Raw genomic sequence first — 14,574 nt, forward strand, 5'->3', positions numbered from 1 at the left:
TAGCATATTTTAATCTTGCTACAGCACTTCTGAGCGCTTTGTGATAAATATCATATTCAGCATTATGTTGTGCGTTAACTTAAATTTAAGCCGTTTCAGGAGAGTGAATGAACTTGACCATACGTTATGCTGTACCTGCCGATACCCCGATATTATAAACGCTGGGGAAGTTAAGTTATTACTATCATTTCAAAGAGTTATGGAATTGTTCTGTAGAGCTTCGACAATTTATTGACAGTGAGTACGCGCCGGACCAACTTGAAAATAGTTTAAATGATCCGTCAGTTACCTGGCTCATTGCGGAAAGCGATAAGCCAGTAGGTTTTGCAAAGATAAGCTGGGACCGTCCAGTTAGCGGTGGTAATCACTCAGGAGCGCTCTTAAACAAACTGTATTTTGCACCCGGAGAAACCGGTAAAGGATATGGCCGAATTCTTTTCGAAAAAGCCATCGAGATAGCAAGGCATAAGGAGCAGCATTTTTTCTGGTTGCAGGTTCTTAAGGGTAACGACAGCGGGCGTCGGTTTTATGAATCCCTGGGGATGCAGCATCTTGCGGATGAGGAATTCACAACGCCTAAGCAAAAAAGCGTGTTACATGTATTCGGAAAATGTATTTAGACATCGCGGGAAGTGCCGGAGCTGTGAAACAGAGCCCCAGAATCAACGGAGTCGTGCTGGAGAAAGTGCTTCAGAGACTATAGCGGCCAGCACAAGGATAAGGATGACTACAAAACCACAGATTCTCCCTTTATTCTCTTTGGTGCGCATAATGTATATTATGTTAAATTGAATTTATGACGCCCAATACGGGCTTACTCCCTTGACTCATAACGCATCCCTCGCCTTTTTATGCATACCTTCCATCGTGTTCTGTGTGAATTCTGCAAACTGTTGGCGGTTATCCTGCGTCAGATTTCACGTAGCGCACGCATTAAAAACCCGGCCACTGTGACCGGATAAGCCAATGGGATCTGCGTTTCTCACTATCTGGCGGCAATTACCGCATCTGCAATTTCCACAAAACCAGCACCTCCCGGGCCACGGGTAATCCACTGCGGAGGTTTCGGGATTTGATCAAGGTAATCTGATACCGTGCTCACTCCAACCGTATGTTCAAAGAATGAAAACATCGGCGCATCATTCGTCGAGTCGCCGCTATACAATACGGCAGAACGTTCGGCATCAATGTCGAGATCGTAAAAATCCCTGAGCACTCGTCGGGCCATAGATAACTTGTCATATTCTCCAGACCAGCCAAGAATCCAGAGATTGTTTACGGTGGTTGTAGCGCCTGCTTGCGTCAATGCGTTAAGTATTAATGAACACTGATGGGCTTCTGGCGGTTTAGCAAAGGCAATGGACGTCATTCTGAAAGGTTGATCGTCGGCAAAATGAGCGGCAGGAATTTCCCTTTTTATCTGTTCCCCAATTTGCGTCAGGCGCTCAGCGACGTCAGGATATTTTTCTGTGCCGTGCCAGAAGAAACGCTCAATGCCATGACCGTCATTTCGCCTTCTGAAAAACACACCGCCATTTTCACCAATGACGCCATCAACTGGCCACATCCGTGCCATCTGGTCGCACCAGCCTGCGGGCGCGGCTGTGACCGGTATCACTTTGACTCCCGCGTTCTGCAACCGTTCCAGCGCCAGATAGGTTTCAGCCGCAAGGCGCCCCTTGTAAGTCAGCGTTTCATCCATGTCTGTGAGAACAAAACGCACATGTTTAAATGTTGACGAATCTGCGGAACAGATCTCTTTCATAAGCACACTCGAAGACTTGTAGATACAATAATTGTCTATAATTAAACGACTTATGGAATTGTTAAAGTCAAAATCGTACTAAGTTATAATTTTTATTGCGTTATTTCCGCCGCAGATTTCGTTGACTACCCTCTCCTTCTTCGCGATCCATGCGTAACAGATTTACTTCTCATTGATTTCCGCCTGAACCTGCTATACGCTTAGTTCACAAGGTGATGGTGTTCCACCTTTCCCAACCGCCGGTTCGCTCGAATCGGATGATGACGCCTGATATACAACTGTTGCTGTTTTTCTTAGGCATGTATGTCGGGTATCGCTATGAATAGTAAAACAACCACTTCATTACTTCCTGAATCTCATCTTTTTGAAAAGAAAGATGTTATCCATGCCTTTGACTATCACAACATCAGCAACAACGTAGCGCTCACCGGCTCTTGTTATGTCCATCGGCCCGTCTGCAACACATTGTTCATTTGCGATGCTGAACGTTTCTCATTACTTGAGAGGTGGCGTATGCATATGTACAAACACGCATTATTACTGGTCCAGAATGAAATCGATGGTGTGCTGTTGCTGCACCATGCTGAACGTCTGGCAAAAGAAATGGGGACTCAGATCACCCTCGGGCATATCAGTTCTGATTACCGGGAGCTGGATTACACGAGTGATGCTTTAACCCGGGATCGACAATCACATGAAGTGATCGAGGCCAAAGCGATGCTCAGTCGCCTGGCGGAATCCAGCAGTATTCATGTGCAAGTGAAATCAATTATCAGCATTCAACGTTTCAAAGATGTTGAAGCGGTTATCCAACATGAGGATATCGACCTGGTCATGCTGGGTCATAAGAATCGCCTGTTTGGGGTTTTTTCCTCGTTCTCTTTTGAGTTCATCAATCATCTCTCGGTTGATGTGCTGATTAAACATATATCCACTCCATAAAATAAGGTCATTTCTATGAGCTATGAAATTGAACGTGTGATCGCAAGAGAAATTCTGGACTCCCGAGGTAATCCGACCGTTGAGGTCGAAGTCTCCGCCATCGGCGGCGGTGTTGCGCGCGCGTCAGTCCCTTCCGGTGCCAGTACCGGTTCGCGCGAAGCCATTGAGCGCCGTGATGGAGATAAGTCGCGTTTTGGCGGCAAAGGTGTATTGGGCGCGGTTCAGAGTATCAATACTGAGATCGATAATGCGCTACGGGGATATGATGTCCGCCGCCAGAAAGATATCGATAACCGCCTGATAACTCTTGATGGTACGGAAAATAAAAGTCGTCTCGGGGCCAATGCTATTCTCGGGGTATCGCTTGCCGTGGCGCGTCTGGCCGCGCAGCTATCAAACATTCCGCTGTATCGTTACCTCGGCGGCGTTGGCGCTAACCTCCTCCCGGTTCCTTGTATGAATATCATCAATGGCGGCGTTCACGCTCGCTGGCAAGGCGCCGATTTTCAGGAGTTCATGATTGCTCCCTGGGGCGCAAGCTCTGTTCGGGAAGCCATTCGCTGGGGTAGCGAGGTGTATCAGAATTTACGTCAGGTCTTACTGGAGAAAGGCTTGTCTACTGGCGTGGGCGATGAAGGTGGATTCGCGCCAGCCGTCTCGTCAAACCGGCAACCGCTGGAATTGATTGTCGAAGCGATCGAAAAAGCCGGTTATAAACCCGGCGAGGATATTGTTATTTGCATGGACCCTGCATCCAGCGAATTTTATTCAGATGGAAAATACACCCTGCGCAGCGAAAATGCGCAATTCAGTGCGGAAGAGATGACGCGCTATTATGAGCGGCTGGTCAACGAATTCCCCATTGTTCTGATTGAAGATGGCCTGGCTGAAGATGACTGGGCTGGCTGGCGAATTCTGAGTGATACGCTTGGCAATAAGATTGAACTGGTGGGTGACGATCTTTTTGTGACTAACGTAAAATATATCCAGCGAGGAATTGATGAAAATCTGGCGAATGCCGCACTGATCAAATTGAACCAGATTGGTACGTTAAGCGAGACAATCGAAGCGGTTCAATTGTGTCATGATCATCACTGGGGCAGCTTTATCTCACACCGTAGCGGAGAAACAATAGACAGTTTCATTGCTGATATGACGGTAGGCTTACGCGCTGGACACCTCAAAACGGGAGCGCCAAGCCGTGGAGAACGCATCGAAAAATACAATCAGCTAATGCGTATTGAAGATGAACTTGGCGATGCCGCCGTTTTTGCCGGTAAATCTGCTTTCAGAAAAGGTTAATGCTCTGAAACCTCTCCCGTATTCCGGTATACGGGAGAGGCATCAAAAACATCCCGGTACAGATCTTCGCCATAACTGATATCCAGAGGCACGCCTTCTGCTATTTTGTATGTCCTTTCTCCATCGTCGCGTCGTTCGGCGCACAGGTATACCGTGTCCTGGCGATCCTCCTGATAAAACGAACATGCAAATTCCGCAGTATGCGTAACAAAAAAGAGCTTCACGTTGCTTTCTGCCAGTGCGGTTACCACGCCTCTGATGATTTCGGCCCCTTCCCGACTGTTTGTCGCAGAGAACGATTCGTTAAACAGCACCAGGTCATCACGTTGTAGAGCATCAACAATATCACTCATTCGTCGGAGCTCTTCATCCAGCTTTCCGCTGACCATATGGCTGTCTTCTTCACATTTGTAATGCGTGAATATCTGCCGACAAAGATCTGCGCTATAACATTCAGCAGAAACGAACATCCCCGTCTGCATCATTATCTGCGCCAGCCCGATACTGCGTAAAAAAGTGGATTTCCCTCCCTGGTTTGCGCCAGTGATGATAAAAGTATTTTTATTATCCGTTCTTAATGTGTTGCTAACGATTTCCCGATCCGATGTCAGTGCAAGGCAGGGATCAAAGAGTGCCTCAAACACATGATGGCGTTCTCTTTGATATATCGGGACAGGAAAGCACAGTGGAATATTGCGTTTGTTTAAGGCCTGCGCAAGATTAAGGCATGAAATATAAAATCCTAATTCAGTGCGCAGTGACTTTAGAAAATTAAGCAAATGCGCGGTGGATTGCGCCATTGCATTGGCGATCAATACGAGTCCTTCATCCTTTAAGTCGCTTAATGCCCTGAAGCCATTTTCATCACGCGCGGCTAGCTGTACGGTGTAATGCGCTGGCCTTTTTGTCCAAAGACGCCGGAACCATCCTTTTTGCGGGGGATTGGGCCGCCTGAGTACATAGTCTTTGCCCTGATTACCCTGCCCCAATCGTGCGCTGATTAATATGCCTTTTTTGAAAGACATCTGTTTCAGATGTCTTTCAATAGTACTCATATAATCATCGTTTAACTCCTGAACAAGCATCGAGAAAAGACGAACCATCCCCGGAGATTCAACGTGATGGATGTTTTCTTGTGCGATAATTTTTATTTTCTGTAAATAGGTCATCAGGAATTGGGTAAACGAAAGAGACTGATGCAGCACAGCGGAAGGATAATGACCAAAAACGCCGTAGTGAAGTTTTTCTTTTTCCATTTGCAGACATTCAACCACCACGCTATAGAATGTTCTGATAACGTCCTCATTATACAGGCAATCCCGCAGAATAGCCTGCCTGTACTCAATGTCAGGAATGCCCGATAGCAGCACAGAACATGCCTTCCTGACGACGGAATAAAGAAAATCATCTCCATCAGACAACGCATGAAACAACACCGCCAGCTCCAGATCTTTCATGGCAAATTTGATGTTCTCTGGGATATTATCGTCAACGATAAAATCGTTATCTTTATACATCAGATACGCGTTCATCCGTTTAACCTCGTTTTTATCTGCTCATATGTCAGCCCATGCTTTATCACCAGCGTCGTTGACCATGCGATACCATCGGCCGGTTTCCTGGTGATTTTATAGGTTCTTAATGCCGCATTATTATGCTCAACCGTACTCATTAAGCTGACGATGGACGGATCTAATGCCGTAAGCTCGTCGATAAACGTTACGCAGACACAAAGCGCATCGAGCATGACTATTTTCTTGATTACCCGTGTTCCCAGATAAATAGCGTCCCGCGATGTGGTTGACGTAAAAATCTCATTCATGATAATCAAACTGTGTGATGTGGCAGCATCAAGGATCGCTTTTATTCTCACCAGGTCGTCATACAGTTTTCCCCGAAGGTTATAAATATTTTCGCTTTTCTCAAAATGCGTAAAAATAGTGTCTGTCAGAAAGAGTTTTGCCTGCCTGGCAGGGACATAAATGCCCAGCAAGGCAAGAAAATGCAGTTGCCCTATCATGCGGGCAAAGGTGGTTTTCCCGCCCTGGTTGGGGCCCGATATGACGAAAATACGTTCATGCTTCTGGAAGCTGAAATCATTGCAGACAACCTTCTCCTTTTTCTCAAGGATGACCTCTGCAAGCGCGAGATCGAAAGCCGCAACAGCCGAAATAGCTTTTTTATCTCGTTGTATCTCCGGGATACAAAACGGCAGCCCTTTCTGCCGAAATTTTTCAATGTATTCCACAACAGCCAGATAAAACTGCACTTCACGTTCAAAAAGATCCAGCGTGTTATCTCTGTAGCGTTTGTTGGCATCTATAAACACATCAAGTTGATGAAACTCGGCGGGAAATAGTCTGGCAACACAATCCAGAACTTGTGCTTCAATATGGTTCATCCCGAAGCTGTGATGTCTACTCTCCACCTCGACATTCACATCATGCTGCTTAAACTTTGAGAACACATCGAGGATCTCATCGCTATAGTTTTTCTCCTGGTGATACCGTTCAACAATAATGGCGTCGCCTTTAATTTTCAGGCCGTACTGAACCGCCTCCAGACTTTTTCTTATCATAGTGGCGGTTGAATATAACCCGGTAAAATTTTCACTCTCGATATACTGACGAAGATAATGCCTGAAATTAATCATACCGTCGGAAGACAAAGACAGCGGCGCTATACGCTCATACAGCGCCGTAACGGCCTGGCAATACAACAAAATGCACTCAAGCTCCCAGCGCCGCTGTTGATAGAAGTAAAACCGGTTTGTTTTTTCTTCTGAAATCTCCCTGATATTCTTCATCTCTGCGGAATATGCCATTAGCGCCTTATAGAGCGCGTGTATTGTCACATCCTGAATAATTTCCTGTCGATAGAGGATATCCTCCAGACATTCAAGTGGTGAATAAAAGAAAGCGCTGATGCCGTACTCTTCCCGTCCCTGAACAATGCGATCGACGATTTTATCAAGATTCAGATCGACAAAATATGCAGGAGCACGATCGCCCGAAGGGGGTGTATGACGACGACCAGAGGCATACAAAACGGTAATAAATTGCAGCGATGTTGTTGAGGTACGGCGCATAATGACTCCTACACAATACACGTTGACTTGTCCACGCGGGGCAACGTCCAGAATGTGCAGGCATCATCAGCCAGAGGGCGGTTATGAGGAGGAATGCCATCTCCTGTAAAAAACGTAGCAATGAACTCTGTAATTAGCCAGATCTCGTGTAAGATTTTTTGGATTAACCAAACGGAAAATTGGCAAATATGATCATCAGCTCTCGTCACGCTCGTCTTGTCAGCAAAGTAAAAAAACGGGCTACGCTTGTCGCCACCGCGTTTTTACTTGCCAGTTGCGCCTCAAAACCTCCCGTTTCTCTGGTTACGCCCCCTTCTTCCGCGACGCCAGCCCCATCCCAGAAAAATCAGCAGCCGGTTCGTGGTATCTGGCTGGCAACCGTTTCGCGCCTTGACTGGCCTCCGGTCAGTTCCGTGAATACGAGTAATGCGGCGGTTCGGGTGCGTCAACAACAGAACGCGTTGATCGAAAAGCTGGATAAGCTAAAAAGTCTGGGAATCAATACCGTGTTTTTCCAGGTCAAGCCGGATGGAACGGCGCTCTGGCCGTCAAAAATTTTACCGTGGTCAGATATGCTGACCGGAAAGATTGGTGAAGATCCGGGCTACGATCCGCTACAGTTTATGCTTGATGAAGCGCATAAGCGGGGAATGAAAGTACACGCCTGGTTTAACCCCTACCGCGTATCGGTAAACACCAAACCGGCAACGGTGGCGCAGTTAAACGCGACGGTGACGTCAAATCCGGCGAGCGTGTTTGTGCTGCATCGCGACTGGGTGCGCATCTCTGGAGACCGTTTTGTTCTTGATCCCGGCATTCCTGACGTCCGGGACTGGATCACCAGCATCGTGGCGGAAGTGGTCACACGTTATCCCATCGATGGCGTACAGTTTGATGACTATTTCTATACCGAAACGCCTGGCTCCACGCTTAACGACAATTCGACCTTTGCCCGATATGGTCAGGCGTTTGCCTCAAAAGCGGACTGGCGGCGACACAATACGCAACTGCTGATTGAGCAGGTGTCCCGCACGGTCAAAAACCTGAAACCGGATGTTGAATTTGGCGTCAGCCCCGCTGGCGTATGGCGTAACCGCTCGCATGATCCGGCAGGTTCGGATACGAGGGGCGCGGCGGCGTATGATGAATCCTATGCCGATACTCGCCGCTGGGTGCAACTGGGATTACTGGATTACATTGCGCCGCAGCTCTACTGGCCCTTTGCGCGTGACGCGGCACGTTATGATGTGCTGGCGAAATGGTGGGCGGATGTGGTGAAACCCACGAATACCCATCTCTATATTGGCGTGGCGTTGTATAAAGTCGGCGAACCGTCAAAGAATGAGCCGGACTGGATGATTAATGGCGGCGTCCCGGAGCTTAAGAAGCAACTGGATCTGAATGAATCCGTCTCACAAATCAAAGGCACAATCCTGTTCAGAGAAAGTTATCTTGATCGACCGCAAACCCAGCAAGCGGTGAACTATCTGAAAAGCCGGTGGGGAAGCTAACCTCCCCACACCCTCTTGTTCCGTGAGACTGACTCAGCCGTCATCCCTTCAGGCGGCTGATATTCCCATCAATTTGCTTTTGGATATAGTTCAGCGTGTCGCTCGTGATTTGCCCCGGGTAGAGGTCGGTAGCAATTGCGCTGAACGTCGCCGCAACGTCGCAAATAGTCGCGATGATCTCCGCGACTCTGGGGGCTGGCAATTCGGCTTCCTGTTCGCCCAGCGCCTGAAGATGCTTTCTTTCAATATCCAGAGCTTCACCCATCGCATCCATCTGATGATAGCCGCCAGGCCCATCGCAATAGGTCACATCATAGGCGGGCGCCAGGGTCCATTGTCCATCTGCGGACATCAGATAAGCGAAGTTCTTAGGATGATCGTCCCGGTTGTTGAACACGACATTAAAGACCACTCGCTCGAAGGCAAGCGCTTTTTCCCGAATATCGTTGGTGCATATTTGCGTCGCACGTAAAAAACTTCGGTAGTCGAGCGAACCAGGCGTCTGGTAATTCGCGCCAGTGAAGGCGGCCAGACTTTGCATGGGCACGCGCATCCCTTGTTCACGATCAAAACGGCGGGTGGCGAATGCCGCTTGCCCTTCCGGCAAGGCGAAATACGTAACGTCAGGCGTCTGGATGCCGCATTTGCGCAGACACGCTGAATAGACGGCTTCAATGGCGCAGACCTCGGCATGTTCCTGTCTGGCCGGGAATTTGACCAGCCAGCTTTCCGCGCCGGCTAACGGCGAGGTTGTGAATTTTGACGTGACAGTGTCACGGTAGAGTAATGCTTTTGGCCGTGCCCCCTGCGGTGAACCGCCCATCTGCAATAATTTTTGCAGGAACTCCCCGCCTTCTCCGCTCAGAACCTCCTGCACCTCTGCGGCCAGCTGCACCAGCGGGATCTCTTCTTGCGAGGTAAGTTCTGCCTCTGCCTGTACCGGCTGGAATGTCATTGCCCCCATTGCGTTGCCGCCTACCCAGGTGAGCCGCTCCAGGGGGCCAATTCGGGCGGCATTGAGTCCTCTGCGTTTGAATAAGCGATCCATCAGCAGCATTCCCCAGCCATCAGGCAGAGCGTCGTAAACCGGCCCCGGAAGATGTAATTGATGAGCCGGAAAGTCCCTGCGTAATCGCGGCCCCTCAAGCGGTAATGTTAAGCGGGACAGCTCAAAACCTTTGCGAACGGCCTCGTCACTGTATTCAAAGGCGATGACTGGCCGACCGGTCAATGCCGTTGATGAGACCAGCTTGCCCCAGAGCCATCGTTCCCCCCATCCTTCATAGAAGACGTCTATCTGCTCAGGCATCGCTATTTTTCCTCTTCACCCGCTGACGCGTCGCGCTCTTCTCATAACGTAAGATATCATCCAGGCTATCAATTTGGGGCTTGAACAGCGCTTTCAACGCGTCGCCATAACCTAATACCACCGCCACTCTGACCAGATTCTCGAAGCCCACATTTTTGCCTGCTTCAAGGTTTGAAACCGTATTGACGCCAACTCCCGCCCGGGCGGCCACGTCAGCCTGAGTCATCTGTTTTGCCAGGCGTTCTTTGCGTAATCGGTCGCAGAGTAGCGTAACAATCTCGGCTGGAGAACTAAGGGTTAAATCCATCATAGTGTCCCTTATCGCAATATTTCTGACGTAATACACAATATTATAGAGTTAATGTGCAGCGAAGGCAAAAAGCATAAACCACTATATAATGGAGTTATTGGCTATTCATGGAGATAAAACACTAAATAATGGATTTAGTTATCTGACTGACACAAGCAGAACGTCTGCAATTTGCAGACGTTCTGTGAGGGAGAGAGAAAATTATGCCGCAGTGGGTTCAGGCAATCTGAATGAAGAGACCAGCAGCGCCAGTTGTTCAGCCTCCTCTTTCAGGACCTGGGTTCGCGCAGCGGCATCATCAATCAGCGACGCGTTCTGCTGAACCGTACTGTCCATTTCGGTTACTGCCAGCGTGACCTCAGAGACACCTTTACGCTGTTCTTCACCCGCCACGCGAATTTCACCCATCAATTGTCTGACCTGACGCACGTTGCCGACCAACTCGCCAAGACGATCCCCGGCGTTATGGATCTGCTGACTGCTGCTGTCTACGTGTGAAACCGACTCATCGATTAACGCCTTGATTTCCTGCGCGGCGGTGGCGCTGCGCTGTGCCAGCGTACGCACTTCAGAGGCGACGACGGCAAATCCGCGACCGGCATCACCCGCTCGTGCGGCTTCCACCGCCGCATTCAGCGCGAGAATGTTGGTCTGAAACGCGATGCTGTCGATAACGGCGACAATTTCCACCATCCTGCCGGACGACGCGCTGACGTTATCCATCGTGGAAATCACGCCCTGCATGACATCGCCACAGCGGTTAGCCGTTTGCGCCGTGTTTTCGGAAAGCTCATCGGCTAACTGTGTATTCCCGGTATTTTGATGAACGGTCGCATTTAATTGCTCCATCGCCGACGCGCTTTCCTCCAGCGCGGCAGCCTGCTGCGTTACGCGGGAGGATAACTCCATATTACTGTCAGCCAGACTGACGGCGTTATTCGCAACCACCACGCTACTGCTGCGAACGGTAATCAGGATCGCGGATATTTTGTCCACAAAGAGGTTAAAGGCCTGAGCAATATCGGAAATCTCATCTTTACCCCGGACGTCTAGGCGGCGAGTCAGGTCGCCTTCGCCCTGGGCGATATCATCCAGCGCGCGACGCGTATCGTCCAGACGAGAGATAAGACGGCGCACCACCAGCCAGGAACCCACCAGCAGAATGGCCATGATCGGAATCAGCACTTCCAGTACATCCTTCATCATCACTTTTGCCAGTCCGACAACGCGTTCTTCAGGCGTCACCAGCCCAACGATCCACCCGGTATCCGCCATCGGGAAAAGCATCACCCGGGAAGGCCCGTCCAGTATGCCGTCGTGTTCAAGGGGAATGGTGGCGACATCGGCCGAGGCATTCAGCGTTTTCAGCGACCCGGCTACCGGGGCGAGCCAGTCAGAGGCTTTGACCAGGTCAGTAAACGTTTTAAACTGCGCGTGATCGGCCTGCGGGAAATAGAGGATTTGCCCCTGTTTATCCACCACAAAGGCATAACCGCCTGTGCTGTTCCCCTGCTGTTGCATAAAGGTGGCGACGTTATCCAGCCGGATATCAGTTGTGGCGACGCCGGCAAATTTCCCTGCCAGTTGATAAGGAATGCTACAGGTCACCATGTTAACCCCGGAAATCGTATCTTGGTAAACATCAGACCAGACGCAACTGTTCTGTGAGTGCCCTTTCGCCTGGAGGTACCAGCTTTCGTTATGATAACCGCTTCCTCCGGCGACGTTGTAGTCGTCGGAAAAGATCAATTTCCCTTCTGCATCACGCGCCCAGAAGAAACTGCGTCGTTCAATGCCGGGCGTAAAGGCATCCGGCTCCGGCCAGATGCCGCCGCCGGTAATGATAGAATCATTCTGTTCGCCAATAAGATGCGGAACGACATGCTGGTATAGCGATTCGTCGTTTGGCAGCACTTCGGCAAGGCGCGACAGGCTTACCGTTTCACCTTCAATACGCGATAAAACAGTACCTAACTGGCGAGTCAGTCCTTGCCCTGTCTCCTCTATCAGGGCGGAGTTGATCTCAACAACGCGCGGCTGACCGCGCCAGAGCATAATGGCAACAATAACCAGCGTGGTCACTGCAAGCAGCGCAATCCCCCCTATCGTCAGACGGGTGGAAATGCGTGATGGATACCAGACCATACAAACCCCTTATGTAAACGACTCTCTTTTATTCAGTATCGGCACACAAATTTATATCTTTATGCGGTTTTATGGTTCGTTAAGAAATATTAACACGCTCTTAAATGTGACGTTGTCACTAATAACAAAATCCTGCACTTTCACCTGATTTAAATAGCGTGACAAGCTTATTTTGAATATTATTTTTAATGCGTTGTTTTAATCACTTACGCGCCAGGCCTTGTGTTCTCCTGGTTGTGCCGCACTTCATAAGTCAGGGGGTTTTACGCTTCGCCTGCCTTCATACGTTGCTACAAACCTGTCTGTTATAAAAGAATAATTAATATCGCGTTGTATTTTAATGCGTAAAATGAACAGATTACTTGCCTGATGAATATTTATTAAATCTAAAAAAATAATACACCGTTCTTTCCGCCGATAAATAATGTGTCTCGCGCTTTTATATTTCTCTGCTATCCACGTTGGCGTTTGCCATTTTTGACCCTGCAATTTCTGGCATCACAATGTGATCCCTGCGACGGATTCGACACATTCATGCCCTCTCTGACGATCGCTGCACCAAAAGTGAACTAATCTGCACAAATGTTGATCATTCGTTAATTAAATATCACCTTAATTTAACAAAAAAGACGGCGATGCCGTGGTTTCCAGGTTGGCATGCGTCCTGCATTGTTAATTCAGTAACAGCGGAACGCTCTCTGACAGCTCACTAACAGCGAGACGGTAATGACATCAAAACCTGAGTTATTTGCCCGAATTGAGAAGAGTTTTAGCCAGCATACGCCCAGCGAAAAGCGCGTTGCAGGCTGGCTGTTAGCGCACGCGGCGCAGATACCGTTTGAAACGGCAGACGGTATCGCCAGAGCGACAGGCACCAGCGGCATCACGGTGGGACGTTATTTACGGAAGCTTGGTTTTCGTAATCTTGAGGACGCCAAGGCCAGCCTGCGGGAACTGCCATCCGTGCCCTATCAGCCCTGGGGGATGAATGAACGCCTTGACTCCTGGCAACAGCAGCAGCGGCTGCCCGACAGAGCGCGTCAGTCGCTGTCGCTGGAAATTGATGCCATCACCCACGTCTATCAGCTGGCGCAAAGTGAAACGTTCTTGCGCATCGCTCAGCAACTGGCGCATGCGGAGGCCGTGTATGTTCTGGGGATTCAGTCCACGCGCGGCATTGCTAACGCCTTTTTCAGCCATCTGGAATACCTGCGGCCCAAAGTCAGTTATTCCGAAGGGCTATCCGGGAGCTGGGTTGAGTCGCTGAATTCCGGGTTCGCACGGCCATATGTGGTGATCACGGATACCCGCGCCTATTCCGCCGCTGCCCGTCAGTATTGTCGCGTTGCCAGCGAGCGGCGCATTCCGCTGGCGTTAATCACTGATGTCTGGTGTCCGTGGGCCAGAGACTACGCCATCGACTTATTGCAGGTAAAAACCGACACCGGGCACTTCTGGGATTCGCTCGCCCCCGTGAGCTGCCTGTTCAACTTATTGCTGTCAGGCGTGGTAGATCAACTGGGCGATACGCTTGCTGAACGGCTGCGAACCAATCGCCAGCTGCAACAAGAGTTTGGTCAATTCGAACAATAAACAGGAAACGTGCTATGTCAGAAACCCCTGAACTGGTCGATCTGTCAGTGATTTTCCCCTCGCTGCATATCGATCTCAAATACGCCACCGCCGATAACCTCACCGGCGCGCCCATTTACCGGGAGGCCCGTTGCCTGTTGCATACGGATGCCGTCACCGCGCTGGCGAAAAGTATCAGCATCGCGCAGCTGGCAGGGCTGTCTCTGGTGGTATACGACGCCTATCGTCCCCAGCAGGCGCAGTCGGTTCTGTGGCATGTCTGTCCCGATCCGCAATACGTGGTGGATGTGGCCATCGGTTCAAACCATAGCCGTGGTACGGCAATTGACGTCACTCTGATGGATGAGCATGGCAACGTGCTTGATATGGGGGCCGGTTTTGATGAAATGCACGATCGCTCGCACTCGTATCACCCTTCTGTTCCACCCGCAGCGCAACGTAATCGATTGTTATTGAACGCCATTATGTTTGGCGGTGGTTTTGTCGGCATCAGCAGTGAATGGTGGCATTTCGAATTGCCGGACGCGGCCAGCTACCCCTTGCTCGACGACTGCATTGCCTGTTTCCCGGCATCACGCACAACAACACAACCCTCCCTGTAAATGATGG

General features: G+C 49.8%; 12 protein-coding genes and 2 riboswitches. Of the genes, 6 read left to right on the forward strand and 6 right to left on the reverse strand.

The annotated features are described in order from the left end of the window. Positions 1-161: 161 nt before the first annotated feature. Positions 162-620 (forward strand): GNAT family N-acetyltransferase, encoded by a 459-nt coding sequence (locus OGY62_RS09155; protein ID WP_286459992.1) that lies wholly within the window; start codon positions 162-164, stop codon positions 618-620. A 365-nt stretch (positions 621-985) separates the two neighbouring features. Here the strand turns inward: OGY62_RS09155 and OGY62_RS09160 are convergent, their stop codons facing one another. Further along, the gene (locus OGY62_RS09160) at positions 986-1,765 is read right to left on the reverse strand and encodes an HAD-IIB family hydrolase (protein WP_058669171.1); all 780 of its coding nucleotides are present in this window, start codon (positions 1,763-1,765) and stop codon (positions 986-988) included. Positions 1,766-1,967: 202 nt separating this feature from the next. Beyond that, a riboswitch (Fluoride riboswitch) is annotated at positions 1,968-2,042 on the forward strand. Between the two features lie 236 nt (positions 2,043-2,278). Between OGY62_RS09160 and OGY62_RS09165 the strand changes: the two genes are divergently transcribed. Together OGY62_RS09165 and eno are read left to right on the forward strand one after the other, a co-directional pair. After that, a complete protein-coding gene (locus OGY62_RS09165; protein WP_012132409.1) occupies positions 2,279-2,707 on the forward strand; it encodes a universal stress protein in 429 nt (142 codons plus the stop codon). Between the two features lie 15 nt (positions 2,708-2,722). Further along, the gene (gene eno, locus OGY62_RS09170; protein ID WP_012132408.1) at positions 2,723-4,009 is read left to right on the forward strand and encodes a phosphopyruvate hydratase; all 1,287 of its coding nucleotides are present in this window, start codon (positions 2,723-2,725) and stop codon (positions 4,007-4,009) included. Here the strand turns inward: eno and OGY62_RS09175 are convergent. Next, entirely contained in the window at positions 4,006-5,541 is a 1,536-nt protein-coding gene (locus OGY62_RS09175) for a MutS-related protein (protein ID WP_286459625.1), read from the reverse strand. The genes eno and OGY62_RS09175 overlap by 4 nt on opposite strands. After that, positions 5,538-7,097: a MutS-related protein gene (locus OGY62_RS09180; protein WP_286459626.1), complete on the reverse strand. Its 1,560-nt coding sequence runs from the start codon at positions 7,095-7,097 to the stop codon at positions 5,538-5,540. The genes OGY62_RS09175 and OGY62_RS09180 overlap by 4 nt, the downstream gene beginning before the upstream one ends. Positions 7,098-7,147: 50 nt before the next feature. Next, a riboswitch (Fluoride riboswitch) is annotated at positions 7,148-7,210 on the reverse strand. A gap of 75 nt (positions 7,211-7,285) precedes the next feature. On the opposite strand from OGY62_RS09180, the gene OGY62_RS09185 reads away from it, so the two are divergent. Then, on the forward strand, positions 7,286-8,608 hold the full coding sequence (locus OGY62_RS09185; RefSeq protein ID WP_049011696.1) for a glycoside hydrolase family 10-like protein: 1,323 nt from the start codon (positions 7,286-7,288) through the stop codon (positions 8,606-8,608). Positions 8,609-8,648: 40 nt separating this feature from the next. On the opposite strand, the gene OGY62_RS09190 is transcribed toward OGY62_RS09185, so the two are convergent. The 3 genes from OGY62_RS09190 to OGY62_RS09200 form a co-directional block, all read right to left on the reverse strand. Further along, positions 8,649-9,917, reverse strand: coding sequence for a type II toxin-antitoxin system HipA family toxin (locus tag OGY62_RS09190; RefSeq protein WP_286459627.1), 1,269 nt, complete (start codon positions 9,915-9,917; stop codon positions 8,649-8,651). Beyond that, positions 9,910-10,224, reverse strand: coding sequence for a helix-turn-helix domain-containing protein (locus tag OGY62_RS09195; RefSeq protein ID WP_286459993.1), 315 nt, complete (start codon positions 10,222-10,224; stop codon positions 9,910-9,912). The genes OGY62_RS09190 and OGY62_RS09195 overlap by 8 nt, the downstream gene beginning before the upstream one ends. 204 nt (positions 10,225-10,428) lie before the next feature. Beyond that, entirely contained in the window at positions 10,429-12,372 is a 1,944-nt protein-coding gene (locus tag OGY62_RS09200; protein WP_047463670.1) for a methyl-accepting chemotaxis protein, read from the reverse strand. A 726-nt stretch (positions 12,373-13,098) separates the two neighbouring features. On the opposite strand from OGY62_RS09200, the gene OGY62_RS09205 reads away from it, so the two are divergent. Continuing rightward, positions 13,099-13,965, forward strand: a complete 867-nt coding sequence (locus tag OGY62_RS09205; protein WP_012132399.1) for a MurR/RpiR family transcriptional regulator — start codon at positions 13,099-13,101, stop codon at positions 13,963-13,965. A 14-nt stretch (positions 13,966-13,979) separates the two neighbouring features. Further along, positions 13,980-14,567 (forward strand): D-alanyl-D-alanine dipeptidase, encoded by a 588-nt coding sequence (ddpX, locus tag OGY62_RS09210; RefSeq protein ID WP_049011702.1) that lies wholly within the window; start codon positions 13,980-13,982, stop codon positions 14,565-14,567. Positions 14,568-14,574: the final 7 nt, after the last annotated feature.

Origin of the sequence: Citrobacter sp. CK198 (assembly GCF_030333295.1) — a bacterium.
Taxonomy (GTDB): Bacteria; Pseudomonadota; Gammaproteobacteria; order Enterobacterales; family Enterobacteriaceae; genus Citrobacter_B; species Citrobacter_B koseri.